We start from the raw sequence: 26,686 nt of genomic DNA, 5'->3' as shown, positions 1-26,686 counted from the left end.
TTTAAATATTTTTTAAAGCATTAATTAATTGGATATTTTCTTCTCTTTTTCCAACATTTATTCTGATACAGTTCGGAATTTGAGGAAATCTTTTGCTGGTTAAAATTTCACTTTCCAACAATTTTTGATAAACAGTTTCGACATTTTTAAATTTGATAAGAAAAAAATTAGCTTCGGTTGGAAAAACTTTTTCGATGCTGTTAATCGTTTTAAATTCTTCCTTCAGCCAAGATCTTTCTGCAATGATCTGTTCCAAATTATCCTGAAATTTGTTTACACTTTCAAGACTTTCTGAAACTAAATTTAGGCTTAAAGAATTGACATTATAAGGAGCTTTAACAGTATAAATTAATTGAGTGATCTGTTCCGAAGAATAAGCGATTCCGACTCTTGCTCCAGCCATTCCCCACGCTTTTGAAAATGTTTGCAGGACAATCAGATTAGGATATTTTTCTATGAATTCGATTGCTGATCTTTCATCTGAAAATTCAATATAAGCTTCATCTACAACTACAATTCCATTGAAATTTTCGATATAAAATTCAATGTCACTAATTGAATTTCCGGTTGGATTGTTGGGCGAACATAAAAAGAAAATTTTAGGCTGATTTTCTCTAATTGTTTTTAAAAAATCTTCTTTCTGAATTTCAAAATTTTCGTCTAACTGAAGTGTTAAAACTGAATTTTCATTGATTGATGCATAAAAACCATACATTGCAAACGAAGGATTCATCATTAAAATCGAATCTTTTTTTGGTTCGCAGAAGATTTTGATGATCAAATCGATCAATTCATCACTTCCGTTTCCGACTGAAATTTGAGTGGAAGAAATGTTCTTTAACTGAGAAATCTGATTTCGGATTTTCTGATGAGTAGAATCCGGATAACGGTTGAATTCACCAAACGGACTTTCATTGGCATCCATCAAAACAGGATTGGTAAACTCATTCTGATCTCTGAAACTGATATAAGGTTGAAGTTCTAAAATATTCTTTCGAACAAACCTATTGATATTTATTGTTGTCATTTTTATTGTTTTAATCTGATTGAAACGGCATTTTTGTGAGCAATTAGACCTTCTGCTTCTGCCATTATTTCTATGGTTTTACCTAAATTTTGAAGTCCGTCTTTTGATAAATTTTGAAACGTAATTTTCTTCACAAAACTGTCTAAGGAAACTCCGCTGTAATTTTTAGCAAAACCATTCGTCGGTAAAGTGTGGTTGGTTCCGCTTGCATAATCTCCTGCACTTTCACAGGAGTAATTTCCGAGAAAAACTGAACCTGCATTTTGAATTAAAGAAATATAATTTTCAAAATTTTTAATTGCTAGAATCAAATGTTCTGGAGCGTATAAATTGCTGAATTCTAAGGCTTCTTCGATATTTTTAATTAAAATAAAATGGCTATTGTCTAAAGATTTTTGGGCAAATTCATTTCTTGGGAGATTTTTAATCTGCTTTTTAACTTCATCAACAGTCTCATTTAAAGTTTTAAGATCGATCGAAATAAAAATCACCTGACTGTCACTTCCGTGTTCTGCCTGTGAAAGAAGATCTGCCGCACAAAACTCAGGAATTGCATTTTCATCTGCAATGATTAAAACTTCGCTCGGTCCTGCAGGCATATCGATCGCAACACCGAAATTCTGAGCCAGTTCTTTTGCTGCAACGACAAATTGATTTCCCGGACCAAAAATTTTATAAACATTAGGAATGGTTTCTGTACCAAAAGTCATTGCTGCAATTGCCTGAGCTCCACCGATTTTAAAGATATGAGTGATTCCGCAAAGTTGTGCAGTGTAGAGAATCGCAGGATTTATTTGTCCGTTTTTGTCTGGTGGTGTGCAAAGAATAATTTCCTTACAACCAGCCAATTGCGCAGGAATTGCAAGCATTAAAACTGTCGAAAACAAAGGTGCAGTTCCACCTGGAATATAAATTCCGACTTTTTCGATGGCGCGATTTTCTCTCCAGCAAATCACTCCTTTCGTTGTTTCAATTTTCTGAATCTCAGTATTTTGAGATCCATGAAATTTTGTAATATTTTTTTTTGCCTGTTGAATAGCATTTTTTAATTCTTCTGAAATTAAATTTGAAGAATTTTCAATTTCATTTTTTGAAACAAGAAGATTTTCTATTTCAACCGAATCAAATTTTTTATTGAAATCAAACAATGCTTTATCGCCAAATTTTTGTACTTCATCGAAAATTCCTGAAACGATTTCAGAAATTTCTTCTCTTTTAAAAACCGGACGTTTTATCAGTTCGTTCCAGCTATTTTTACTGGGAAGTTGGTGTATATTCATCTTAAATAACCATTTTATCGATTGGAATTATTAAAATATCCTGCGCTCCGTTTTCTCTCAATTCATCAATGACATCCCAAAAACGTTCTTCATCAATCACAGAGTGAATACTGCTCCAACCTGCTTCTGCCAAAGGAATTACGGTCGGACTTTTCAGTACCGGAAGCACATTTGAAATATCAGTGATTTTTTCATTCGGAACATTCATCAGAATATATTTTGAATTTTTTGCTTTTAGAACAGCTTTGATTCTGAATAAAAGTTTCTCAAGAATGTTTTCTTTTTCAAAACTGAGTTGAGAAGTTTTAGCTAAAACGGCTTCAGACTTTAGAATGGTAAGTGTTTCTCGTAAACCGTTTTTAAATAAAGTACTTCCAGAGCTTACAATATCACAGATTCCGTCCGCCAAACCAATATTAGGAGCAATCTCTACCGAACCGGAAATCACGTGAATATCTGCTTCAATATTATTTTTCGATAAAAATTTTTTAAGCGTATTTGGATAAGAAGTGGCAATCTTTTTTCCCTGAAAATACTGAATATTGTCAGTTTCAATATCTTTTGGAACGGCCAGAGAAACACGACATTTTGAAAATCCTAATTGCTGTACAATCACGATTTCTTTGTTTTTTTCAGCTAAAAGATTTTCACCAACAATCGCAACATCGACTACTCCATCTTCAAGATATTGAGGAATGTCTGAATTTCTGAGATACATAATTTCCATCGGGAAGTTTTCTACAGAAACTTTTAGTTGGTCTTTGCCGTTGTTTACAGAAATTCCGCAATCTTTGAGCAGCTGCAGAGATTCTTCATAAAGACGACCGCTTTTCTGGATTGCAATTTTTAATTTACTCATTTTCACTTTTCTTGTGTCTGAGTAAATGGAAAGTAATTATTGAGATTTCTGAGGAAAATTCAGGAAACAAAAAAACCGTCTATAGACTCAGACGGTTTAAATTATTAATATATTTCTTTAACACAAATATCAATCAATTCCGTCTTAGCAGAGATGATGATAATGATGTGCTGTTAAAAAATTAGGTTTCATTGTTGAATATTTATGGTACAAATGTAGAACTAATTTTTAACTGACCAAGAATTTTTTAAAGAATTTTTTGATAAAGATTCATTAATTCGTTTGCAATTGCTTCGTCATTAAACTTCTGAACAAACTCGAAACCCTTTTCAGCACGGCGTTTTCTCTCAGATTCATTTGCCCAGAGAAATTTTATTTTTGACTGAATATCTAAGTAATTTTTTGGATCGATGTAAACTGAATCTTTTCCGCCAGCTTCGGGAAGACAACTTGTGTTGCTGGTAATCGTTACCGTTTTTGAAAATAATGCTTCAATAATGGGAATTCCAAAACCTTCAAAAAAGCTTGGATAAACAAAAATATCGGCCAATTTGTAAATCACAGCAAGCTCGTCCATAGAAACTCCTTCTAAAAAATGAATCTGTTTTTCTAATTTATTTTTCTTGATGTACTGTTCTATTTTGACGAAATATTTTGTTTTTCTTCCGACAACAACTAAAGGAATTTCAGTTTTGTCGATTGCTTTTACAATATTTAAAAGATTTTTTCTTTCTTCAATCGTTCCGACATTTAAGATAAATCTTTCAGGGAGATTAAATTTCTCTTTCGTTTTCTGAATAAATTCTTCAGACTGATTTTCTTTAAAAGACTGATGACAACCTTGATAAATAACTTCGATTTTGTCTTCCGGAACTTTTAAATATTCAATAATATCACTTTTCGTCTGCTCAGAAATCGCAATGATTTTATCCGCCATTTCGGCTGATTTTTTAAACTTCCAAAAGTGAATTTTTCTGTCAAAAAAAGAATAATATTGCGGATATCGCATGAAAATAAGATCATGAATAGTAACTACTTTTTTAATCGGAGTTTTGTCCCATTTTAAAGGCAATTCACCGGAAAGTCCGTGGAAAATATCTGCGTTTTGTTTTTGAGCATCTTTTCCCATCTTCAGCTGTCGCGAAAAGTTTCCTTTTGATGTTTCAACAAAATGAACATTAGAATTTTCTACAATAGAATTTCCTCTTTCAGACTTGTTTTTATTTAGAAGAAAATATTGATTTTCAGGGAAATATTTTGAAAGCATTCTCACCAAATCTCTTGAATAATTCCCTAATCCTGAAGTATTGTGAAAGAAACGTTTTGCGTCGTAAGCTATCTTCATGATTCTATCTGCTTTTGAAATTCCTGAAACGTTCCGAATTTGTAATTTTTATTTTTTAACCAGCCAACGAAATTATCAAACCTTTCAACCATTTCATTTCCAGAGTTTTTAACGGTAAATCCCGGAAGTTTAAATTCAGAATTTTTAATTTCAGCAAATTCCCATGGGTGAAAATAAATGTTGAGATAATTATCTTTTTTCAAAGTATCAGAAGCTAATTTTTTATAAAAACTTAGCGGGAAATTATGAAAACTCAGCCAAAACAAAGGTATTCTAAAATTGGGAGAAACCGAAGCCGGAATTTGTATGACACTTTCTTCTTTAAAGTAAGTTCGAGAAACTTTCAGGTTGTTGTATCTTCCAGGAAGAAAAGTTGGATTTATAGATGAATTGTACAAATATCCGGCTTTTTCAACTTCTTTTTTATCAACAGGCATCATTCTGGGCATTCTTAATCCCGTAACATTTGTAGAAAATAAATCCTGCAATTTTTCTCTGGATTCCTTTAAATGATTTACTTCAAATTCGGAATGAAACCAAGTGTGAGAAGCCAACTCGTGACCTTCACTAAGTAATCTTTGAATAAGCGATTTGCTGTTTTCTGCGAAAACTACGGTTGAGAAAAAAGTAGCTTTTGCATGATGTTTTTTAAGAATATTCAGAATTCTTTCTAAGCCAATCTGAGAAATCGAAATTTGATCTTCAAAGGAAATTTTCCCTTGATATTCGAATGGCATATCAAATTCTTCGATGTCAAAACTTAACAATACCATTTTTAGAAGTTTTTATTTTTAATAATATAATTGGGTCTCGCTTTCACTTGTTTGAAAATTTTACCTAAATAAATTCCAATAATTCCTAAAATAATCAACTGTAAACCACCAAAAAAAACGATGGTCATAATCAATGATGCCCAACCTGAAATTTCTGTTTTTGTAACAAAAGAATGAATGACATATGCAGCGTAGCCAATTACCGAAAAACCTGAAAATAGAAATCCTAAATATGCTGCGATGTATAAAGGTTTTACACTGAATGCAGTAATTCCGGTGAAAGCAAAGGTGATCATTTTCTTTAAGTTATAACTGCTTTCTCCCGAAACTCGTTCAGATGCTGTGAAGTCTAAAGCAGTTTGCTTAAAGCCCATCCAGCTTGTTAATCCGCGTAAAAATAAATCATCTTCATTGAATTTTCTCATAACTTCTACAACATTTGCATCCATCAATCTGAAATCTGAACCGCCTCCTTTTGTAAGATTTACATCAGATAAACCGGAAAGAATTTTATAGAAAAAATCTGAAGTTTTTCGTTTAAAAAAAGAAATCTCTTTGGGATATTTTCTCACTGTCAAAACTACATCATATCCTTCTTCCCATTTCTGGATCATCTTTGGAATCAGTTCAGGAGGATGTTGAAGATCGCCGTCCATTGAAATTACCGCATTTCCTAAAGCACTGTCTATCCCGGCTTTTACGGCAGGTTGATGTCCGAAATTTCTCGAAAATTCTATAAATTTGACTTCGCTGAATTTATTGGATAAATCTTCAAGTACTTGTTGAGTCTGATCTCTGCTTCCATCGTTTACAAAAATAATTTCAAAATCATAATTCTGCAATTCAGAAAAAACTTCTTTGATTTTCTGATGAATCAACGCAACATTTCCTTCTTCATTATAGGCGGGAATTACAATAGATATTTTTTTCATTTTACATTATTGTAGGCTATAATCTTTTTCAAAATCTCTTGTCATAAGTTCATAAATTATTCTGAACCAAACGATAATGCAAGGTACCGCTTTTAAAGAATATTTAACGATATAATTGACTTTGATGGATTTCGGAAATAAATCTGAAGGTGAAAAACACGTCAAAATAATTACAAAAATAAGCATCGCAATAATTAATGGTGATCTTTCTTTCTGTAAAAAGAACCAAATCATCACTCCTACAACTGCAATAATGTAAGTGGGAGATTCTGAACCTGAACTAAATAACACTAAAAACAATAAAGTAGATGCTAAAATCATTAACTGAAAAGCATAATTTTTATATTGTTTGATTCTGATATATGGCAATGCAAATAATGGCAAACCAAACGATAAAAATACAAGATTTGAAATTGAGGCATCACCTAAAATTCTTCGGACAAACCCCATAAGAGAAATATCCTGATAACTATTTAAGCTTTGATTTTGTCCGTTTTTTTCTGCCAGAGAAACTGACCAATCTTTATAACTCTGAATGACAAATTCGGGACTTGAATAAATCATCGGAAAAACGAAAAACAGTAACGCAATAACGATTCCGGCGATGATAAATTTTGTTTTATTTTTAATGAAGAAAAACTGTGATAAACCTACAACTCCGTAGATTTTCACAAAAACTCCAACCATGAGTGCGGCTGCAGATTTCAATTCTTTCTTTTCATAAATATAAGTTGCTGACAACATCAACAATCCGACAAGAGCAATATTAAACTGTAAACTCAAAGCTGCGGTAATAAATTCCTGTAAACATAATAATGCAAATAATGCCTTCTTACCATCAGAAAAAGGAAGTTTATGAATGGCATAAATAAAAATGAAAGTATTGGCAATATTCCAAAGAGAAATTCCGAGCCAATCGGGCATTAAAGCAAATGGAGCAATCAGTGCACTAAAGAAAATCCCGTAATGATTGGAGTCCTGAAAATGTTCCGGATATTGCAGATACAGATTTTTCTCAAGAAGCGTATTGAAATATGTGTACTTAAAAATGAGGTAATTATTGATTGCGTTACCTCTAAAGTATTTTGAAATCGCCGTGACGATTGCTATAATAAGATAAACCCCAAATATATACTTGGGGTTTAATATAAACTTTAAAAATTTTTCTTTCAAGGTTTTTTAGTATTAGGTTATTTATGATTAAACCGCAACATTATTCTCTCTTAAAGCGTCATTGAGTGACGTTTTTTTATCTGTAGATTCTTTTCTTGTACCAATGATTAATGCACATGGAACCTGATATTCTCCTGCTGGATATTGTCTTGTATAACTTCCAGGAATCACCACTGAACGTGCAGGAACTCTCCCTTTAATTTCAATTGGTTCAGGACCTGTAACGTCAATAATTTTTGTTGAAGCTGTCAAAACAACATTTGCTCCCAAAACAGCTTCTCTTTCAACATGAACTCCTTCTACAACAATACATCTTGAACCGATAAAACAATCATCTTCAATGATTACCGGTGCAGCCTGAAGTGGTTCCAAAACACCACCAATTCCAACTCCACCGCTTAAATGAACATTTTTACCGATCTGTGCACAACTTCCAACTGTCGCCCAAGTATCAACCATCGTTCCTGAGTCTACATAAGCTCCGATATTTACATAAGAAGGCATCAAAATTACACCCGATGCGATGAAAGCACCTTCTCTTGCAACTGCATGAGGTACAACTCTCACTCCTTTTTCAGCATAGTTTCTTTTCAAAGGCATTTTATCGTGAAACTCAAACGGACCCACTTCAATAGTCTCCATTGTCTGGATCGGGAAATACATTACTACAGCCTTCTTTACCCATTCGTTTACCTGCCATCCGTTTTCTGTAGGTTCAGCAACACGAAGTTTTCCTGAGTCTAAAAGAGAAATAACTTCTCTGATAGTGGCTTTGCTGTCTTCGTTTTGTAATAAATCTCTATTATCCCAGATGTTTTCGATAGTTTGTTGTAATGACATGTTTTAAGTTTAAATCAGTTTAATAATTATGTCGCCAAATATACAAAAAAGTTGTGCAAAACCCCTTTAAACTTATCATTTGAACATTATTTTATTTAAAATAAATGAGATTTTTGAAGTCTGATTTATAAAACTCTCTGTGCATGAAGATAAGCTTTGTTCCAATACTTTTCGTTGAGTGAAGAAATAATCACGCCTTTTGACGTTGATGCATGAATAAATTTTATCTCGCCACCATTTTCTATTGTATGTACAATTCCTACATGAGAAACTTTGTTTCCGCCTGCTGTTGCAAAGAATAACAGGTCACCTGGTTTTACTTCTTCTACGTCAATGCTTTTTCCTGTATTTGCCTGATCCGATGATCTTCTTGGTAATTTTAAACCATTATCGTCGAAAATTTTTGTAGTTAACCCAGAACAGTCAAAACCAGAAGATGTGTTGCCAGCAAATTTATATGGGCTTCCCAAATATTTCTCAGCATCTTTTATAATGTCTTTTGCAGAACCGGATATCTTACCATCAAACTTAGAATCGAGTTTTCTCAAATTCTCGGATTTTGAAATTGTTTTACTTGAAGAGGATTTTGATTTCGCAATATTTTTTGAACTTCCACAAGATATAACTATTGAAGAAACCAGTAAAATAACAATATAATTTACCGGTTTCTTAAACTGTATTTTTTTTAAGTTCATAAACAATTGATTTAATGTATAATATATTTAGAAACAAATTTAGTAAATAAAATTTAATTATACTATAACTATACTACAACTATATTATAATTATACGTTATAATTATAGTATTAAGTAATAATTTGTATATTTGGTTCTTAATTGAATGAATGGCAACATATGAAAGCTTAATAAAACTGAACGGATCTTTAGGAGATCTGATTTTTTATAATCTGAATGGTAAAAATATCGTTCGGAAAAAAAGCGGTTTTAATAAAAATGCATTTAAGAAAAGTGCTTCCTACGAAAAAGTGCGTCAGAATAGTTCGGAATTTGGTCACTGTTCAAAAATTGGAAAGATTATAAGACAATGTCTGGACATTTATATCAAAAAATCTGATGATGCCCTACTCTATCAAAGGTTTGCAAAGTTGATGACTGAAATTAAAGATTTAGATATCATTTCAGAAAAGGGAAAAAGATCTGTCAAAAACGGACTTGAAAAAGAATCGGGATTTCAGTTGCTGAAAAAATTTCAGTTTGGAATTATCGAAAATCTTGAAAACTTGGCGTCAGTTTCTATAGGTTTATGGGATAAAAGTTTAATTTTAGATAAAAATATAAACAGTGATGAGATTATTTTAGAGACTTTAAGTATTGATTTTGAAAGCTATACAGCTACAAATTTTAAACAAACGATACTTGTAGAAAAGCAGCTGAACGAATATGTTTTTGAGAAGCATTTTTCTGATGAAGAATCTTTACTTCATTTTGTTGTTCTAAAAAAAGAAGGAGAAATTGTCCGTATGGGATTTGCCTAAATATCATAAAAAAACCTGTAAACACAAAATGTTTACAGGTTTTTGATTTTATAATTGAAAAATTATTTATTCTTTTCACCAGTCCATGCACCGCTTCTCGTTGGCGTTGGTACTGCATTCGTCCAGTTTCCGTTTCCTTTCTTATCAAGAGTTAATGTTCCTACAAACTGCCCATCTTGAGGCAATCCTAGCTCTGCAGTTAATTGTCCTGAAGCATCCAAATGACCAGAGATATTGTAGTTCTCATTATTAGTTTCAGAATGCATGGTTCCGGTAACGTCACCATCGTTCGCTACTACGAAATTCCACACTCCTTTATCACTTCCTGTGTAAGTTCCTGACCAGGTTCCGATGTAATCATAGATCGTTTCGTCATCTGCAGTACATCCGATTAATAAAAAAGTAGTCACCAAAAGTAAAAAAAGTTTCTTCATAGCCTTGATAAAGTTTTGTTTATGTGGAGAATACGAGACTCGAACTCGTCACCTCGACACTGCCAGTGTCGCACTCTAGCCAGATGAGCTAATTCCCCATTGTTTCGGTGCTTTTCACACGAAGCGCTACAAAAGTAAGTAATTAAACCATATTTGCAAATATTTTGTTAAATTTTATTTAAGAAGTTGTTTAAATAAATACAGAATAATCACCTATTCAAGAATATCATCGGAAAAAACACAAAAAAACGTATACCGAAACAGCATACGTTTTAAAAAGAATTTATATTAATTAATTATTTCCAACCACCGCCTAAAGCCTGATAAAGGTCTACTGCGGCTTTCATTTTACTGTATTGAGCATTAGAAATATTCAGTTCTGCATTCAGGGAATTTACATTGGCATTCAAAACTTCAAGATAGTTTGCCATACCATAATTTACCAATTCCTGAGAATATTCTACAGAGTTTTTGTAGGCATTTAATTCTTTCGTTTTCAGATCAATAAAAGAATCCTGCACAGAAAATACTCTGATCGCATCCGAAACTTCTTTTCCTGCTGTAAGAACGGTTTTTCTGAAGTTTAAATAAGCAGTTTCTTTATTTGCCAAACTTACTTCGTAATTTGTTCTGATCTGTCTTTTATTTAAAATTGGCTGTACCAATCCTCCAACAATACTAGCAAACAATGAATTTACACTAAATAAGTGGTCAATATCCAATGACTGTAATCCTCCGCTACCCGTTAATCTTAAAGTCGGATAGAATTGTGCTTTTGCAGAATTAGTGAGTTCAAATGCATTCATTAAATTAAATTCAGCCTGCATTACATCTGGACGATTTGCCAATAAAGCAGCGGGATAACCCAAAGCTAGACTTTCAGGAAGTTTTTGAGCGACTAATGTTGATCTTTCAATTGTTTGTGAAGGTTCACCCATCAAAAGACTCATCGTGTTTTCTAAAAGCTGAATCTGTGTGTCGATATCAATTAACAAAGATTGTGCATTGTAAACCAATGCAGCGCTTTGCTGTACAGCAACTTCTGTCAGAATCCCTGCTGTTTTTAAAGATTTTGTAGTCTCCAGATTTTTCTCACGAATTTCAATTGTTTCATTAATGATCTTTTTCTGATCATCCAAAGTCAACAGTTGATAATAATTGGATGCAACAGAAGCCACCAATTCGCTTTTCACAGACTGATGTGCAGCTACGCTACCTAAATAATTGGCAAGTTGAGCCTTTTCCTGAGATTTTAGTTTCCCCCATAAATCAACTTCCCAAGCTAATGATGCTGTAATATCCAATTGATTGATATAACGTCTTGAGCCAAATAATTGTCCTGTCTGTGTATTGGTCGATTGCGTCTGAAAGGTATATCCAGGTCCTACAGAAAGTGTGGGTTGATAAGCAGCTTTGCTTTGTCTAAGATACGCTTCTGCAGAATTAATGTTTTGCAAAGCGATTCTTATATCTAAATTATTTTCTAAAACTTTTGAGATATGTTTCTGCAGAACGGGATCTGTAAAAATCTCTTTCCATGAGACATTGGCAATACTTGTACTGTCTTGTGGAAGCATATCTGTTCGGTACAGTTTTTCATCTACAACAGCAGTGGGTCTTTCATATTCTTTTCTGACATGACAAGAAGTAATTACTACCGCAGTAAGCACTGAAAAAGCAGTTCCTTTTATAATTATTGATAAATTTTTCATTATTTAAATCTTAAAGATTTCTTATTCAGCTAAATTGATGTCTTCTTGCTTGATTGGTTTAATTTTTTCCTGTAAAGTCTGGAAAACCACGTACAGCACAGGAATTACAAATACTCCTAAGATTGTACCTATCAATAATCCTATCGAAGCACCTGTTGCAATTGATCTGTTCCCTACTGCACCAATTCCGCTTGCTAAAACCAATGGTAATAAACCGAAGATAAATGCCAATGAAGTCATCAAAATAGGTCTTAATCTCGCTTTTGCAGCATTGATCGCAGATTCTACAATTGTTTCACCATGATGTCTTCTCTGAACTGCAAATTCGATAATCAAAATCGCATTTTTTGCCAGCAAACCAACCAACATAATCAATGCAATCTGGAAATAAATATTATTTTCAAGTCCCATAATTTTCTGTCCGAAATATGCACCCATTACACCTAAAGGAAGCGAAATGACCACAACCAAAGGCAAAATGTAACTTTCGTATTGAGCAGAAAGAATGAAATAAACAAACACCAAACTCAAGGCAAAGATCAATAATGTCTGAGATCCTGAATTTAATTCTTCTCTTGTAAGACCTGTAAATTCAACATCATAATTTTGATCCAATGTTTCTTTTGCAACAGCCTGAACTGCAGTAATTGCATCTCCAGAACTGAAACCTGCTTTGTTTGCTCCGGTAATTTTCACTGAAGTAAACAAGTTGTAACGACCTACAGATTGAGGACCATAAGTTTTAGTCAGTGTCACAAATTGTGAAATGGGTGACATTTCTCCTGAAGTTGTTTTAACGTAGTATTGATTCAGATTTTCAGCATTTTCTCTGTTTTCCGGAAGTGCCTGAATCATTACTCTGAACTGTTTTCCGTATTTGGTAAAGTCAGCTCCGTAAATTCCACCAATATATCCCTGCATCGTTGCCAAAATATCATTTACAGAAACTCCCTTTTGTTTTGCTAACGGAACATTGATTTCCATTAAATATTGAGGATATTTTGTATTAAATGATGTCTGAGCAAACTCAATTTCCGGTCTTTGCATTAAATTTCCGATGAACTCATTAGTTTTTGCATCCAAAGCGGCAAAGTCGCCACCTGATTTATCTAAAAGTACCATCTCAAAACCTGCACTGTTACCAAATCCCGGTACACTTGGTGGTTGGAAGAATACAACTTTCGCATCAGGAACTTTACCTGCTAAACCAAATAATCGCTTAGAAATCTCTTCAGATGATAAACCATCACCTTTTCTGTCGTCAAAAGGTTTTAACTTGATGAAAGCAAGACCGTTATTACTACCGTTTCCTGAAAGTAAACCACGTCCTGTAGAAATCGTAACATTTTGAATTCCCGGAATCTGCATTGCATTTTTCTGCAAAGTTTTCAAGACATTATACGTTCTTTCCATCGATGCTCCCGGTGGAAGTTGTACATCGGTAAAGATAATACCTCTGTCCTCTGTCGGTACAAAACCTTTTTTCATACTTCCGTTTGCCCAATAAATAATTCCTCCTGTAACAATAAGAATCACTACAGTTACCCATTTATGTTTAATTAAGAAATTAAATCCTCTTCCGTAACGATCTGTAGCGGTTTTAAAACCTATATTGAACTTATAAAAGAATTTCTTAATAAAATTTAAATCTTTATATTCCTTGTGATGCTCTTCGTGTGGTTTTAAGAATAATGAACATAAAACCGGACTTAAAGTCAATGCATTCACCGCTGAAATAATAATTGCAATAATCAAAGTAATTCCAAACTGCTGATAAAATACACCAGTTGGACCTGTAATAAACGTTACCGGAATAAATACCGCTGCCATTACCAAAGTAATTGAGATAATTGCTCCTGTGATTTCATCCATCGCCTCAACGGTGGCTTTTTTCGCATTCGAAATACCGTTTTCCATCTTGGCGTGTACAGCCTCAACGACGACAATCGCGTCATCGACCACAATACCAATTGCCAATACCAAAGCAAAAAGTGTCAATAAATTTAATGAATATCCGAATAAATTCAGGAAGAAAAATGTTCCCACAATAGAAACCGGAACCGCAATCGCCGGAATCAGTGTTGATCTGAAATCCTGTAAGAAAATATAAACCACGATAAACACCAGGATAAATGCTTCGATCAAAGTATGGATTACTTTTTCGATAGATGCATCCAAAAATTCATTCGTATCAAAGTTGAAGGTATATTTTACGCCTTCAGGATATGAAGCTTCATTATCTTTAAGTTGTTTCTTGATATTTTCAATAATTTCCTGTGCATTTGATCCCGGAGTCTGGAAAACCCCCATACTGATCGATGGGTTATCCCCATTTTCACCAATTCCTGAATAAGAAAGACCTCCTAGTTCCACTTTCGCAACATCTTTCAACATCAAATTCTGTCCGTCCGGAAGAGATTTGATGATAATATCATCATATTGTTCCTTATCACTGAATTTTCCTACATATTTAATGATATATTCAAAAGAACTGCCGCTGTTTTGTCCTAAAGAACCTGCAGCTGCCTCTCTACTCTGATCATTTATTGCATTGGTAACTTCAGTTGGTGTGATTCCGTATGCTGCCAATTTAGCAGGATCAAGCCAGATTCTCATTGAGTAGTTTTTCCCACCAAAAACGTTGGCTTCACCTACTCCATTAATCCTCTGTAGATTTGGGATAACGTTGATATTTAAAAAGTTTTGAAGATAAACGTCATCAATATTTTTGTTCTCAGAATAAAAAGAAAGATACATCAACGCACTTGTCTGCTGTTTCTGCGTAACGACACCCGCTCTTGTAACTTCACTCGGAAGTAACGGGGACGCTCTCGCAACACGGTTTTGAACGTTTACTGCAGCAATATCTGCATCAACTCCTTGTTTAAAAAATACCTGAATCTGTGCTGAGCCGTCGTTTCCGGCTGTAGAAGTAATATAATCCATTCCTTCAACCCCGTTGATCTGTTCTTCCAAAGGAACAACGACACTTTTCATTACTGTTTCAGCGTTGGCTCCGGTATAATTTGCTCTTACACTCACCGTTGCCGGTGCAATGTCAGGATACTGTGTAACCGGAAGCGCTGTCAATCCCAAAACCCCGAGAATAACAATCAGGATGGAGATTACAGTGGATAAAACCGGTCTGTTAATAAAGTTCTTTATCATTAGAATTTCGGTTTTACTGATTGAACGAGACTATCCATGCTGACTTTTTTAGGCTTTACGGCGGTTCCAGGTTTTATATTTCCGGTTCCGGCTGCAATAATGACTTCACCTTTTTTAAGTCCGGATTTTATTAAAGCTAAATTGTCGATTCTTTCAATTACTTCAACAACGGTATTTCTTGCCGTATCTTTTTCAACTTTATAAACGTAAACAATACCTTGCTGCTCATAAGTTGCACTTTCCGGAACCACCAAAACGTTATCAAATGATTTAGGAAATCTGATGCTTCCACTGTTTCCGTTACTTAAAAGTTTCTGTGCATTTTTAAATGAAACTCTGAACTGAATTGTTCCGGTAGTCTCATCAATAGAACCTGTAATGGCTTCAATTCTTCCCTTTTCAGGATATAAACTTCCGTTCGCCAACTGTAATTCAACCATTGGAAGGTTTTTAATTTTTTCAGGAACCGTTGATCCGACAGATTTTTCAAGGAAATCAAAATACTCTTTCTCATTCATTGAAAAATAAGCGAATACCTCTGAAGTATCTGAAATTGTCGTTAAGGCAGTTTGATCTGTTGGTCCAACTAAGCTTCCTACTTTTAACGGTAATTTACCAATAACTCCCGAAATAGGAGCACGAATAATTGAGTAGTCAACGTTTGCTGCCGCTCCTTTATAATTAGCATTTGCCTGTTGTCTTGCAGCAATTGCCTGCTGAACCTGAGCTTGTGCCTGAGAAAGATTGGCTTGTGCAGTCTGAAGCTGAATATTACTGATAATATTTTTATCAACTAAGGGTTTTAGCTTATTAACTTCAACCTGAGCTGCATTTACTGCGGCTTGAGCCGCTGCGATATTTGATTGTGCTGCTCCAACTCCTGCTTTTGCTGCTGCTGCAGTTTCATTTAAAGTATTGGTTTCAAGACGGAACAATGGTTGTCCTTTGGTTACGTATTGCCCTTCATCTACCAAAACCTGAGTGATGTAACCTGATATTTTTGCTCTTACATCATTGTTTACTCTACCTTCAATACTTGCCGGAAAGATGTCGTATCCCGTTATATTTTTATTTTCTACCGCAATTACAGGAAAGGTTTTTGGGCCATCCTGTTGTGGAGCTTCTTTTTTGCAGGCAGTCAGAGAAAATGCTGCTACAGAAAATAGTATAAGCTTGTTTGTCATTTTTATAGTTTATTAAGAGATTCCTGAATATTTACGATGTTTTTATTTAAAAGAGATTTATAGACTTCTATTTTTTGGTCGTAGTCTTCATCTTTCACTTTTCTGAATTGATTGAGCTCGTCTAAAAGTTTAATTTCATCCTGCATTTTCTGAACAATTTTTTCAAATCTGATTTTTTTATAACCATCATTAGCAAAAAAATAACGTTTTCTCTCATCCATTTTATTGACATCAACGATCAATTGTGAGTTTAATAAAAGAGAAATATTAGTAGAGACAGAACTTTTGCTTGCAGAAAAAACTTCAACAAACTCATCAAAAGTAATTCCCACCTTTTCAAAGTCGAAAATAAGGTAGGAATAGATTTTAGAAGCTAATGGAGGCAGATTAAACATCGTACTGTAAAACTTTACAGCATCCTGAAAAATCTTCTCATCAATTTCTATACTTTTATTCATATGTAGAAATTATTTATTAGTAATAAGTAGGTAATTGTTTATGTCAATTGATATGAAAATTTCATCAATACAATTCATAGCATATTAATTCTGAACAAAAGTAAAACTTAGTTCGGAACTAAACGAACAAACCTAATAGAGTTTATGAATATATAGTTTCTTAAAGAATCAATCAAAAACAGATTTAACCTTTTACCATTTTTTAAATCAACACTTTTTCGAATGCTTTACGAACTCCACCTGCAAGAAAAACTTCACCGCAATAAGTGTACCCTTTATCATTCAAAATCTTAAGCATTGCAGCGTTATCATAATTGGTGTCAACTTTGATACTATGAACATTTTCTGATCTTACATAGTCTTCAATCAAATCAAAAAGTCTTTTGGCTAAACCTTGCCCGGCAAAATTTTCCGAAACGGCAACCCTGTGAATGACAACAAATTCTCCGTTAGTAAGCCAGGCTCCATCGATCGTACTGTAAGCTGGTTCGTCATTGAAGATCAAAGCAACATACACAGCAATTTCATCATTTACAGTAAGAACAAAACCAAAGTTTTTTGAAATATCACTTTCAATTGTTTGCTCATTTGGATAACCATTTTGCCATTGAGAACTGCCATCAATTCTCCTTCGCTCTATAGATTGCTGAATGATTTCCCAGATTACTTCTTTGTCGGAAATCTCAGCTTTCCTGAATTTGATTTTATTATCTTGAGTCATTAAGTTTATTTTTTTAAAGATTTAGATATTTTAATATTTAAAAAATTTTTATCAGTAACAATTTATTATTTGATAATCAATAATATGATTTTAAAATTTGACAAAAAAAACCGAAAACTAATTTGAATTAATTTTCGGTTCCGAAGTAGTAAAATTTAAAATTATGAAATTGATTTTTATTGATTCTGATTTTGTTGAAGATAAGCATCAATCACATCGAATGCTTTCTTCTCATCCTGCAAATCTACCATTACCTTCAGCGAAGTTGCGGTAGGTGTTGTCGTGAAAGTAAGATAATTATTTTCTACGGCATTGGTAATTTGCGCATCCTCTAATTTAGACTTGATCAACTGAATTTCTGAAGGTTTATCGCTTTCAAAAACTGATACTCTCGTGTTACGTTCCATATAAATTACATTTTGAGTATCTAAATATAGGACGTTTTTTTTACAATTCCAAATTTTGAAATTTTAAATTTTATTAATATTAGCTTCAATTTTATCTAAAGCAATCTGAATTTCTTCTTTAGTAACATTCAAATGTGGTCTAAAACGTATGGATTGATCACCACATGCAAGAATGATCAAACCTTCTTCAAACAAGATTTCTCTAAGATCATTTCTCTGCTCATGAGTTGGTAGATCAATTGCGCACATTAAACCTCTTCCTCTTGCATTAGAAATTTTCTCAGGATATTTTTGAGCTAAATCTTGTAAGCCTTCCAATAAATAGTCACCAACAACTTTTGCATTTTCAACTAAATTTTCTTTTTCAATTACTTCCATCACCAATTGGAAACGCAGCATATCAATAAAGTTACCTCCAAAAGTTGAATTGATTCTTGAACTTTCTCTAAATACGTTATTAGGAACTTCATCAAATTTTTCTCTGTTCGCTAAAACCCCGCAAACCTGAGTTTTTTTTCCGAAAGAAATAATATCCGGTCTTACACTGAAATGCTCGAATGCCCACATTTTTCCGGTGATTCCGATTCCTGTTTGCACTTCGTCAAAAATTAATAAAACTTCATGCTCGTCGCACAGTTTTCTTAATTCAACAAAAAATTCATCTCTGAAGTGATTGTCACCACCTTCAGCCTGAATCGGCTCGATGATAATACACGCAACTTTATCAGGATTTGATAAAATCGCTTCACCGATATTTAATAAAGCCAATCTTTCATTATTAATTGTTTCCTCTAGATTTTCTTCTGTAATCGGAAAAGTTAATTTAGGATTTAAAATTCTAGGCCATTCAAACATCGGAAAATACTGATATTTTCTAGGATCTGAAGTATTGGTTAAACTTAAAGTATAACCGCTTCTTCCGTGAAAAGCCTGTCTGAAATGAATACAGATTCCGGCTTCAATATCAAGACCCTTGTCGAAATTTTTTCTCGTTTTCCAGTCAAAACATGCTTTCATGGCATTCTCAACGCCTAAAGTTCCGCCTTCGATAAAGAATGCATACTGAAGTTCTTTCGGTAAAACAACTCTTTCAAAAGTATCTAAAAAGTCTGCATATTCTTTAGAATAAACATCTGCTAAAGTCGGTTTGTTGATGGCCATTTTTCCCAGCCAATTTGATTTTTCAACCAGGTAAGGATGATTATAGCCTATTGAAGCTGATCCGAACATCGAAAACATATCCAGATAATTTTTACCTGTGATCGAATCATGAATCCATGATCCGTGCGAGTTTTCGATATCCATTACGAAATCAAAACCATCTGCCAAAACATGCTTTCCGACGGTTTCTTTTACTTTATTTATTTTTGTTTCTACTGTGTGTTCCATATTGTTGTGTGAATTGAAAATATTTTTTATTAAAAGATTAAAGAATTAAAAATTATTTAGTGCTAATCATTGAATCTTTAATCTTTTAATTTTTAATGATTAAATTAAAGCTTACAAATCAAATTTAATTCCTTGTGCTAATGGAAGATTTGCGGTATAATTGATGGTGTTGGTTTGTCTTCTCATATAGTATTTCCAAACATCAGAACCAGATTCTCTACCTCCGCCGGTTTCTTTTTCACCTCCGAAAGCTCCACCGATTTCCGCGCCCGAAGTTCCTATATTCACGTTGGCAATTCCACAATCTGAACCAGCCTGAGAAAGGAATAATTCTGCTTCTCTCAAATTCTGTGTCATAATCGCAGAAGATAATCCTTGCGGAACATTATTTTGAATCTCAATAGCTTCGTCTAAAGTTTTGTATTTAATCAAATATAAGATCGGTGCAAAAGTTTCGTGCTGTACAATTTCAAAAGAATTTTCAACTTCAGCGATACATGGTTTCACATAGCATCCGGATTCGTAATCTTTTCCTTCTAAAACGCCACCTTCAACGACAAATTTTCCACCTTCCTGAATACAGTTTTCAATCGCCATTTCGTACTGATTGACTGCATGAACATCGATAAGCGGACCAACATGCATATTTTCGTCTAAAGGATTTCCAATTTTCAACTGTCCGTAAGCTTTTACCAAACGGTTTTTTACTTCATCATAAACATCTTCGTGAATGATCAGTCTTCTTGTCGAAGTACATCTTTGTCCTGCAGTTCCTACCGCTCCGAAGACCGCTCCGATAATTGACATATCCAGATCAGCATCTTTAGAAATGATGATGGCATTATTTCCTCCCAATTCAAGGATTGATTTTCCGAATCTTTCAGCAACTTTTGAAGAAACCATTCTTCCCACCTTGGTTGATCCGGTGAACGAAATTAATGATACTCTTTTATCATCAACTAATAATTGTCCAATTTCGTGATCTGCTACCAAAACACTAGAAATACCTTCCGGAAGATTATTTTCTTTTAAAACTTCCATCATAATATTCTGACATGCAATCGCACAGAATGGTGTTTTTTCTGATGGTTTCCAAATCGTAACGTTCCCGCAGATCCATGCTAAAGCTGTATTCCAAGCCCAAACTGCAACCGGAAAGTTGAAAGCGGTAATTACACCAACGACACCAAGCGGATGATATTGCTCGTACATTCTGTGTCCCGGTCTTTCGGAATGCATTGTGTAACCGTGAAGCTGTCTTGAAAGTCCAACTGCAAAATCACAGATGTCGATCATTTCCTGAACTTCACCAAGACCTTCCTGTAAAGATTTTCCCATTTCGTAAGAAACAAGTTTTCCTAAATCGTCTTTATATTCTCTTAATTTCTGACCCAATTGTCTTACAAACTCTCCTCTTTTAGGAGCAGGGATCATTCTGAATTCTTTGAAAGCAGTATGTGCAGTTTCGATTACCTTGTCGTAATCTTTTTCTGCGGAAGTTTTTATTTTTCCGATTAATTTTCCGTCTGATGGAGAATAACTTTCTATAGTTTTTCCGGAAGCGAAAAATTTACCTCCTGTGGAAGTTCCTTTATTTTCAGCTTTTATTCCGAGATTTTTTAAAGATTTTTCAATTCCGAAATCTTTTACTTTTTTTGACATAAATGATACTTTTCGTTTTGTCTAAAGATAAAAATATTTCTGAGACTGATGAAACTTTAATAATTTTAAAGCTGTTTTTATTTGGAATGATTATAAACATCTTTATCTTTGCATGATAAATCTCTGTTAAAATGGAAACCAATAAATCTGTAAATGAACCTACAGAAGAGAAAAATTCTCGCTGGAAAAAGATGCTGAAAAAGTTTGGAATTTGGGGTATTGTCTTTTTTACGGTAAAAGGAATCATCACTTCTACATTGATTTATTTTTTAGGTAAAAATTTCTGGAATATAATCAGCGGTTATTTTTCCGGAATTTTCCAATAAAAAAAGCAAAGATTTCTCTCTGCTTTCGGTTTAAATTATCAATAATTTTTTTTATTCTTTTTTCTTTCTTCCTGAGTTTATCAAACTTTGATTCAACAAATATTCCATTTGTCCGTTTACACTTCTGAATTCATCATTTGCCCATTTTTCAAGTAATTTATAAGTTGACTCATCAATCCTGATCACAAAAGATTTTTTACCTTTTGCCGGAGTTTCAGAAGAGTTTTTGGGATTCTGAGATTTCATTTTTTATATTTATCGTAGATTCTGCTGACTTAAAAACTAAATTATATTAACGCAAAGTTCGCAAAGATTTTTTTTTACTACTAACTGTTTTTAAGTTCGCAAAGGCGTTTCACTTAGCTAAGAACACTAGGATTTTCAATTAGAAAGAGTCTGTTTTTTTTAGATAAAATTTTTTAAATTAATTTCTATCAATTTTAATCTAAAACTTAACCTTTTCCTTAACCTTAATTATACAATGTTCCTGCGTTTAGAATTGGTTGAGCTGCTTTTTCGCCACAAAGAACGACCATTAGATTGCTGACCATTGCTGCTTTTCTTTCATCATCCAATTCAACAATATTTTCTTCTGAAAGTTTCTTTAAGGCTAAATCTACCATTCCGACTGCACCTTCTACAATTTTGGTTCTCGCAGCTACAATTGCAGTCGCCTGTTGTCTCTGAAGCATTGCTCCTGCAATTTCTGATGCATAAGCCAAATGTGAAATTCTCGCTTCCTGAATAATAATTCCTGCTTTTGAAAGTCGGTCTGTCAATTCCTGTTCAAGAATAGAATTGATTTTATCACCACCTTCTCTCAAAGTAATCGGAGCATGATCGTCTTCCAGATTATCGTAAGGAAAACTCATCGCTAAATGACGAACTGCAGCCTCACTCTGCATTTTCACAAAGTCAGAATATCTTTCAACATCGAATGCTGCTTTATATGTATCTCCAACTTTCCAAACCATTACTACAGCAATTTCAATAGGATTTCCCATTTTGTCGTTTACTTTCAAGGTTTGTCCCTGAAGGTTTTCAGAACGTAAAGAAATTTTCTGTGATGAATATAAAGGATTAATAAAAAACAATCCGTTATCTTTTACTGAACCAACATATTTTCCGAAGAAATTCAAAACTCGTGAATGATTTGGCTGAATGATCATTAAACCTTTCATAAAAAAACAGCTTAACAAAAAACAAGCAATTGCAAGAATTACAAAAGTGACATTGACTTCAACTCCGGTAATAAACAGATAGCCTGAAGCTGCCAATAATGCTAAACAAATAACGAGGGCAAGATAACCCGACATAGGTTTTAAAACTTTTTCCATGATTTTTTATTTTTAAAATGATATTAATTTGATATCATAAAGATATAAATAAAATAAATACCATTTTGCTTTTTATCCTGTTTTAATTTTTTTTTACAATCAAAGATTGACTAGTCAGATAAAAGAAATAAAAGCTCAAGATTTAGATCTGATCACTAAATTCAATTCAAAAATTTTATCTAAAGCTTATAATAAGTCTGATAAATAAATTTTATTTAACGGACAACAACACCGGACATTTAGTACGGTAAATTTGAACAAGAAAGCTAATACTTCATAATTAGCAGGAGTAGTAGTTTGGATTTATTTTTACTTAACTATAAAATGATTTTAAAATTAACACAATGGAAAAATTTGACTTAAACAGTATGCACATATATATAATAATTTTTTTTGCATTTATTGTCGCTATGATTCTCTTAAAATTCATAGATAATTTGCTTAAGAAGATTTTTGAATGCAATGATGAAATCGATTACGGAGTACAAAATCGATTTATAGGAAAAATATGGATTAGTAAAAAGCCAAAGGAAGAAAATAATATAGATACTACTTAGCATTTATAATCTACTCTAATTTTTTCGTAATAAAATTAACAATTTTAATATATAACACAAAAAAACTCCCGAAAAAAATAATTCCGGGAGTTTTAAATATTCTAAATTGATATCTATTTTTTCTTTAAAGCAACAAACTTTACGTAAGAAATTACAGATAAAGTAAGCATCGAAGCCAAGCCGATGTAAACCCAAGCCGGAACCGGAACCGGATCTCCTGCTGCGTATGAATGCAGTCCACTTAAGTAATAATTAACTCCAAAATACGTCATTACCATCGAACAGAATGCAAACATCGTCGCAACGTGGAACGCCCATCTGCTTCTCAATCCCGGAACTAATCTCATGTGTAATACAAAAGCGTAAACCATAATTGAAATAAATGCCCATGTTTCTTTTGGATCCCAACTCCAGTATCTTCCCCAAGATTCATTCGCCCAGATTCCTCCTAAAAAGTTTCCTACAGTAAGAGCAAAAAGTCCGATCGTTAAAGACATTTCAGAAACGATTGCCAGTTCTTTTAATGTCGAATCATTATGAATTTTAAAAGCATTTTTATCTGAGATGATATAAAACACCAGTGAAATTACTGCGATAATCATTGATAACCCAAAGAAACCATAACTTGATGTAATAATCGCAACGTGTACAATCAACCAGTAAGATTTCAAAACAGGAACTAGTGGCGTAATCTGCGGATCAAGCGCCGAACCTCCGTGAGCAAACCCCATCATGATTACCGCTACCATAAATCCTGCTGCCGGAATTAGAGCATTCGAATCATTTTTAGCTCCGAATAATCTTGTGGTCAATTTAAGAGCTTTGATATCTAAAGGATAATTGCTGTTTTTTCCAAATCCGAAATAGAACATTAATCCTGCAGAAATTCCAATCCATGAAATAAAGATGATTGCTTCATAACCGTTACTCCAAGGAGCGTGACCTGAAATGTACCATCTTGCAACAAGACCCAGAAAATGTAAGAAATATCCTACAACTCCTATATATATAATGATTTTAATGATCTTGTTTAAAAGTTTTTTAGGCTTAAACAATTCCACAAAACCTAAGATCAATAATAAACTTCCAATAATTGTGTAGAAAATTAAAAGTTTAAAATTAAGATTCACTTCATTCATGAAAACTTCAAGATTAACTTTATTTTCTGAAGGAACAACACTTTTTCCCCATTTTTGCTGATATGCGGAAAGCTTTGCCAATTCTGCATCAGCTTTAGTCCAGTCACCCGATTTCTGAGCTTGAAGAGCTTCTGCGAAATAAGGTCCCATCACTTGCTGAGATTCCATATCCGGTTCCATTTTTTGGTCAAGCCATGAATGCCAAGTGTGATTAGGATCGTTTTTCACTGGAACAATTCTCATAAACTGACCACTGAAAAATTCATTGAAAATCTGGACTCTTTCGTTTACTTTAATCACTTGCTTGTCATATTCAGTCTGCTCAGAAGCTTTTTTACGGAAAGCGGTATTGTAATCCTGATCTAAAATATAAGTCAGATTTCCATTTTTATCTGCCGGAAAAAGATTCATCAATGAAGTATAACCGTCTTCGTCGGCTTTTGTTTTTTCTAAAAGTTCTTTACCTCCTTTTGAATCAATTTTGATCAACGGAACCATCGTCCAGCTCGGCGTATCTGTATTTACGGATAAAAACCATTGATTGGCTGTAAGATATTTTCCATCAGTACCTCTGAACGCATCTTTTTTGTACAGTTTTCTTAAAACATCTAAAGCCTGCGTATTCGTAGGAACAATTCTACCTTCAAAATTCTGAACCAAAAGATATCCGAATTTATCTGCGTGTTCTTTACTGATTTTATTTCTTGCAATGATCTCATCTGCAGAAATCATTTTCATCTTCGTTAAAGGAGCGGCTACAGAATTCTGCTCTACATTTGGTTGTGGCTTAAGTGTTTCTGACGGAGCTTCATGAGTATGACCATCTCCTTCTACATGTATATGTTCTCTGCTTCCGTCTGTTGTTCCGTGAGTTTCAATTTTTTGTGCATTTAAACCTAAACTTAAAAATAAAAGTAAAATTGCTGCGGCTCTTTTTTTATTAATGTCTTTCAACATTTTATTTAATTTCCAGAAGTGAGTTCCTTTCCAGAAAAACATCACAAACATTCCTCCGAATAAAAATGCATATCCTATATAAGATATCAAAGTTCCCCAAAAATCATGATTTACAGACAAAACAGTTCCCATTCTGTCTGGTGAAAAACTAGACTGGAAGAAACGGTATCCTTTATAATTCAAAACATTATTCATATAAATCTTGTAAGGAGTCTGTTTTCCCTGATCAATAACTTTCACATGACTTTCGTAAGCACTCGGAGATGAACTTCCGGGATAAGTTTCCATAACGAAATCATCTAATTTTATTGCAAAAGGTGTATTGTAAATTTTCGGACCAAAACCTACCATGATATTCAGACCATCCAATGTAATCTGCTTGTAAGCATTCGGATTTCCTCTTTCAACTGATAAATCAACGATTTGTTTTGTTTTCGGACCTTCAATTTCAACGGTCATTACATCAGGAACGTTTTGATCTTTCTTTCTGTCACCTTCAAATGCTAGTAACTTACCTTTTCTGATACCTTCAGGAACAACCAATTTTAATTCGTTAATAGTATATAGACTTCTCAAAACCAAAGGTTGAAACTTATCTTTCACAGTCGTTCCTGTAGCCTGAGTTGCCATTGTCATGTAATTGGCATTAACAGGAGTTTTAATTAAAATCTGTCCGTTTTCTTTTCTAAATTCAACTGCACCGTCAATAGCTCTGTTGAACGTTACCAAAGTTCCGTTGATTGATTTGGTTTCACCCGGTTTGATGTAAATATTTTGTCTTCCCGTTTCGGCTGTAGAAACCAGATGAAGATATTCAGTGCCGTTTGGATCAGCAACTAAACTGTCTTTTTTCCTTTGAACGTAATCCAAAGTTTTCACTTTAATATCTTTTCCGTGGAAATCGTAAGTAGCATTAAAATCTTTATGCAAAGGAGACATTAAGTAAGGAACATCCTGATAATCTAATGCATCACCCTTTTCTTCTATTTTGATTTTAAAGAAATGTTTATCAGTCACAATTTCATTAGAAGTTTCTCCTTCTCTGATCACCATCTGACCTTCGAAACTTACATATCTTGTAATGGCACCGCCAGTAAAAATCAGTATAAATGCAAGGTGAAATACCAAAACCGGCCATTTTTCTCTTCTCCAAAGACGGTATCGACCAATGTTGCCGACGAAATTTAAAATCAAAACAACCATGATCAGTTCAAACCACTTAGCTTCATAGATTAATGCTTTCGCTGTGGGCGTTCCATAGTCGTTTTCTAAGAATGTTGCATACGCCATAGAAAAGGCATAAACCAGCAATAGAACAGCCATTGTTCTGGTTGAAATAAGAATATCCTGGATCTTCTTCATGATTTTTTTTACTTGACATGCAAAAATAAGGATGATAAAACGAAAGGGAGAGAAAAAAAACTGTTTTTTGTCATCAGAAGCCGATGAAAGCGTTATTTTGAATCATTCTTAATAATCTTAAATTCATTATTAAAAACCTAAATTATCT

Annotated in this window: 24 protein-coding genes and 1 tRNA gene; 3 read left to right on the top strand and 22 right to left on the bottom strand. The window is 33.6% G+C overall.

From position 1 onward, the window contains the following. Position 1: 1 nt before the first annotated feature. From hisC to NZ698_RS04945, 9 genes are all read right to left on the bottom strand, one after another. Positions 2-1,027, bottom strand: coding sequence for a histidinol-phosphate transaminase (gene hisC / locus NZ698_RS04985; protein ID WP_263001983.1), 1,026 nt, complete (start codon positions 1,025-1,027; stop codon positions 2-4). A gap of 2 nt (positions 1,028-1,029) precedes the next feature. Further along, a complete protein-coding gene (gene hisD / locus NZ698_RS04980) occupies positions 1,030-2,307 on the bottom strand; it encodes a histidinol dehydrogenase (RefSeq protein WP_263001982.1) in 1,278 nt (425 codons plus the stop codon). Between the two features lies 1 nt (position 2,308). Beyond that, complete coding sequence (gene hisG / locus NZ698_RS04975) at positions 2,309-3,166, bottom strand: ATP phosphoribosyltransferase (protein WP_263001981.1); 858 nt, start codon at positions 3,164-3,166, stop codon at positions 2,309-2,311. A gap of 247 nt (positions 3,167-3,413) precedes the next feature. Continuing rightward, the gene (locus tag NZ698_RS04970; RefSeq protein WP_263001980.1) at positions 3,414-4,511 is read right to left on the bottom strand and encodes a glycosyltransferase family 4 protein; all 1,098 of its coding nucleotides are present in this window, start codon (positions 4,509-4,511) and stop codon (positions 3,414-3,416) included. Continuing rightward, positions 4,508-5,284, bottom strand: coding sequence for a polysaccharide deacetylase family protein (locus NZ698_RS04965; protein WP_263001979.1), 777 nt, complete (start codon positions 5,282-5,284; stop codon positions 4,508-4,510). Before NZ698_RS04965 ends, NZ698_RS04970 begins: the two co-directional genes overlap by 4 nt. A gap of 2 nt (positions 5,285-5,286) precedes the next feature. Then, a complete protein-coding gene (locus NZ698_RS04960) occupies positions 5,287-6,216 on the bottom strand; it encodes a glycosyltransferase family 2 protein (RefSeq protein ID WP_263001978.1) in 930 nt (309 codons plus the stop codon). A gap of 6 nt (positions 6,217-6,222) precedes the next feature. Then, positions 6,223-7,389, bottom strand: a complete 1,167-nt coding sequence (locus tag NZ698_RS04955) for a glycosyltransferase family 87 protein (RefSeq protein WP_263001977.1) — start codon at positions 7,387-7,389, stop codon at positions 6,223-6,225. 27 nt (positions 7,390-7,416) lie between these two features. Beyond that, positions 7,417-8,229, bottom strand: a complete 813-nt coding sequence (locus NZ698_RS04950; RefSeq protein ID WP_263001976.1) for a 2,3,4,5-tetrahydropyridine-2,6-dicarboxylate N-succinyltransferase — start codon at positions 8,227-8,229, stop codon at positions 7,417-7,419. A 125-nt stretch (positions 8,230-8,354) separates the two neighbouring features. Next, positions 8,355-8,924, bottom strand: a complete 570-nt coding sequence (locus NZ698_RS04945; protein WP_263001975.1) for a C40 family peptidase — start codon at positions 8,922-8,924, stop codon at positions 8,355-8,357. Positions 8,925-9,074: 150 nt separating this feature from the next. Here NZ698_RS04945 and NZ698_RS04940 point away from each other — a divergent pair, with 150 nt between their 5' ends. Then, on the top strand, positions 9,075-9,725 hold the full coding sequence (locus NZ698_RS04940; protein ID WP_263001974.1) for a hypothetical protein: 651 nt from the start codon (positions 9,075-9,077) through the stop codon (positions 9,723-9,725). Positions 9,726-9,787: 62 nt separating this feature from the next. Here NZ698_RS04940 and NZ698_RS04935 read toward each other — a convergent pair whose 3' ends face one another. From NZ698_RS04935 to amaB, 10 genes are all read right to left on the bottom strand, one after another. Next, the gene (locus NZ698_RS04935; protein WP_263001973.1) at positions 9,788-10,159 is read right to left on the bottom strand and encodes a hypothetical protein; all 372 of its coding nucleotides are present in this window, start codon (positions 10,157-10,159) and stop codon (positions 9,788-9,790) included. Between the two features lie 24 nt (positions 10,160-10,183). Beyond that, positions 10,184-10,257, bottom strand: a tRNA-Ala gene (locus tag NZ698_RS04930). Between the two features lie 198 nt (positions 10,258-10,455). Next, on the bottom strand, positions 10,456-11,871 hold the full coding sequence (locus NZ698_RS04925; protein WP_263001972.1) for an efflux transporter outer membrane subunit: 1,416 nt from the start codon (positions 11,869-11,871) through the stop codon (positions 10,456-10,458). A gap of 21 nt (positions 11,872-11,892) precedes the next feature. Beyond that, positions 11,893-15,039: an efflux RND transporter permease subunit gene (locus NZ698_RS04920; protein ID WP_263001971.1), complete on the bottom strand. Its 3,147-nt coding sequence runs from the start codon at positions 15,037-15,039 to the stop codon at positions 11,893-11,895. Beyond that, entirely contained in the window at positions 15,039-16,223 is a 1,185-nt protein-coding gene (locus NZ698_RS04915; protein ID WP_263001970.1) for an efflux RND transporter periplasmic adaptor subunit, read from the bottom strand. The genes NZ698_RS04920 and NZ698_RS04915 overlap by 1 nt, the downstream gene beginning before the upstream one ends. Positions 16,224-16,225: 2 nt before the next feature. After that, positions 16,226-16,681, bottom strand: a complete 456-nt coding sequence (locus NZ698_RS04910; protein WP_263001969.1) for a GbsR/MarR family transcriptional regulator — start codon at positions 16,679-16,681, stop codon at positions 16,226-16,228. 202 nt (positions 16,682-16,883) lie between these two features. After that, positions 16,884-17,402: a GNAT family N-acetyltransferase gene (locus tag NZ698_RS04905; RefSeq protein ID WP_263001968.1), complete on the bottom strand. Its 519-nt coding sequence runs from the start codon at positions 17,400-17,402 to the stop codon at positions 16,884-16,886. Positions 17,403-17,578: 176 nt separating this feature from the next. Next, positions 17,579-17,809, bottom strand: coding sequence for a DUF2007 domain-containing protein (locus tag NZ698_RS04900; RefSeq protein ID WP_129537152.1), 231 nt, complete (start codon positions 17,807-17,809; stop codon positions 17,579-17,581). A gap of 63 nt (positions 17,810-17,872) precedes the next feature. After that, positions 17,873-19,198: an L-lysine 6-transaminase gene (lat, locus tag NZ698_RS04895; RefSeq protein WP_263001967.1), complete on the bottom strand. Its 1,326-nt coding sequence runs from the start codon at positions 19,196-19,198 to the stop codon at positions 17,873-17,875. Positions 19,199-19,309: 111 nt separating this feature from the next. Next, positions 19,310-20,860 carry an L-piperidine-6-carboxylate dehydrogenase gene (gene amaB, locus NZ698_RS04890; RefSeq protein ID WP_263001966.1) on the bottom strand — a complete coding sequence of 517 codons (1,551 nt, stop codon included), beginning with the start codon at positions 20,858-20,860 and terminating at the stop codon, positions 19,310-19,312. A 131-nt stretch (positions 20,861-20,991) separates the two neighbouring features. On the opposite strand from amaB, the gene NZ698_RS04885 reads away from it, so the two are divergent. Further along, positions 20,992-21,186: a hypothetical protein gene (locus NZ698_RS04885; RefSeq protein ID WP_263001965.1), complete on the top strand. Its 195-nt coding sequence runs from the start codon at positions 20,992-20,994 to the stop codon at positions 21,184-21,186. A gap of 51 nt (positions 21,187-21,237) precedes the next feature. Here NZ698_RS04885 and NZ698_RS04880 read toward each other — a convergent pair whose 3' ends face one another. Together NZ698_RS04880 and NZ698_RS04875 are read right to left on the bottom strand one after the other, a co-directional pair. Then, positions 21,238-21,432, bottom strand: coding sequence for a type II toxin-antitoxin system antitoxin (locus NZ698_RS04880; protein WP_263001964.1), 195 nt, complete (start codon positions 21,430-21,432; stop codon positions 21,238-21,240). A gap of 224 nt (positions 21,433-21,656) precedes the next feature. Next, positions 21,657-22,523, bottom strand: a complete 867-nt coding sequence (locus tag NZ698_RS04875) for an SPFH domain-containing protein (RefSeq protein ID WP_263001963.1) — start codon at positions 22,521-22,523, stop codon at positions 21,657-21,659. A 344-nt stretch (positions 22,524-22,867) separates the two neighbouring features. Between NZ698_RS04875 and NZ698_RS04870 the strand changes: the two genes are divergently transcribed. Beyond that, the gene (locus tag NZ698_RS04870) at positions 22,868-23,080 is read left to right on the top strand and encodes a hypothetical protein (protein WP_263001962.1); all 213 of its coding nucleotides are present in this window, start codon (positions 22,868-22,870) and stop codon (positions 23,078-23,080) included. 113 nt (positions 23,081-23,193) lie between these two features. Here NZ698_RS04870 and NZ698_RS04865 read toward each other — a convergent pair whose 3' ends face one another. Beyond that, on the bottom strand, positions 23,194-26,538 hold the full coding sequence (locus NZ698_RS04865) for a cytochrome c biogenesis protein (RefSeq protein WP_263001961.1): 3,345 nt from the start codon (positions 26,536-26,538) through the stop codon (positions 23,194-23,196). Positions 26,539-26,686: the final 148 nt, after the last annotated feature.

The sequence above is a fragment of the Chryseobacterium edaphi genome, from assembly GCF_025628985.1.
GTDB classification, from domain to species: domain Bacteria; phylum Bacteroidota; class Bacteroidia; order Flavobacteriales; family Weeksellaceae; genus Chryseobacterium; species Chryseobacterium edaphi.
This window is presented reverse-complemented; position numbering and strand designations above follow the sequence as displayed.

Coding starts and splice junctions, on each gene's coding strand:
- NZ698_RS04885 (WP_263001965.1), top strand. CDS start 20,992: ATGGAAACCAATAAATCTGTAAATGAACCTACAGAAGAGAAAAATTCT.
- NZ698_RS04875 (WP_263001963.1), bottom strand. CDS start 22,523: ATGGAAAAAGTTTTAAAACCTATGTCGGGTTATCTTGCCCTCGTTATT.
- NZ698_RS04865 (WP_263001961.1), bottom strand. CDS start 26,538: ATGAAGAAGATCCAGGATATTCTTATTTCAACCAGAACAATGGCTGTT.
- lat (WP_263001967.1), bottom strand. CDS start 19,198: ATGGAACACACAGTAGAAACAAAAATAAATAAAGTAAAAGAAACCGTC.
- NZ698_RS04870 (WP_263001962.1), top strand. CDS start 22,868: ATGGAAAAATTTGACTTAAACAGTATGCACATATATATAATAATTTTT.
- NZ698_RS04925 (WP_263001972.1), bottom strand. CDS start 11,871: ATGAAAAATTTATCAATAATTATAAAAGGAACTGCTTTTTCAGTGCTT.
- NZ698_RS04965 (WP_263001979.1), bottom strand. CDS start 5,284: ATGGTATTGTTAAGTTTTGACATCGAAGAATTTGATATGCCATTCGAA.
- NZ698_RS04970 (WP_263001980.1), bottom strand. CDS start 4,511: ATGAAGATAGCTTACGACGCAAAACGTTTCTTTCACAATACTTCAGGA.
- NZ698_RS04940 (WP_263001974.1), top strand. CDS start 9,075: ATGGCAACATATGAAAGCTTAATAAAACTGAACGGATCTTTAGGAGAT.
- NZ698_RS04945 (WP_263001975.1), bottom strand. CDS start 8,924: ATGAACTTAAAAAAAATACAGTTTAAGAAACCGGTAAATTATATTGTT.
- NZ698_RS04935 (WP_263001973.1), bottom strand. CDS start 10,159: ATGAAGAAACTTTTTTTACTTTTGGTGACTACTTTTTTATTAATCGGA.
- amaB (WP_263001966.1), bottom strand. CDS start 20,860: ATGTCAAAAAAAGTAAAAGATTTCGGAATTGAAAAATCTTTAAAAAAT.
- hisG (WP_263001981.1), bottom strand. CDS start 3,166: ATGAGTAAATTAAAAATTGCAATCCAGAAAAGCGGTCGTCTTTATGAA.
- NZ698_RS04960 (WP_263001978.1), bottom strand. CDS start 6,216: ATGAAAAAAATATCTATTGTAATTCCCGCCTATAATGAAGAAGGAAAT.
- NZ698_RS04900 (WP_129537152.1), bottom strand. CDS start 17,809: ATGGAACGTAACACGAGAGTATCAGTTTTTGAAAGCGATAAACCTTCA.
- NZ698_RS04950 (WP_263001976.1), bottom strand. CDS start 8,229: ATGTCATTACAACAAACTATCGAAAACATCTGGGATAATAGAGATTTA.
- NZ698_RS04880 (WP_263001964.1), bottom strand. CDS start 21,432: ATGAAATCTCAGAATCCCAAAAACTCTTCTGAAACTCCGGCAAAAGGT.
- NZ698_RS04910 (WP_263001969.1), bottom strand. CDS start 16,681: ATGAATAAAAGTATAGAAATTGATGAGAAGATTTTTCAGGATGCTGTA.
- NZ698_RS04920 (WP_263001971.1), bottom strand. CDS start 15,039: ATGATAAAGAACTTTATTAACAGACCGGTTTTATCCACTGTAATCTCC.
- hisC (WP_263001983.1), bottom strand. CDS start 1,027: ATGACAACAATAAATATCAATAGGTTTGTTCGAAAGAATATTTTAGAA.
- hisD (WP_263001982.1), bottom strand. CDS start 2,307: ATGAATATACACCAACTTCCCAGTAAAAATAGCTGGAACGAACTGATA.
- NZ698_RS04915 (WP_263001970.1), bottom strand. CDS start 16,223: ATGACAAACAAGCTTATACTATTTTCTGTAGCAGCATTTTCTCTGACT.
- NZ698_RS04905 (WP_263001968.1), bottom strand. CDS start 17,402: ATGACTCAAGATAATAAAATCAAATTCAGGAAAGCTGAGATTTCCGAC.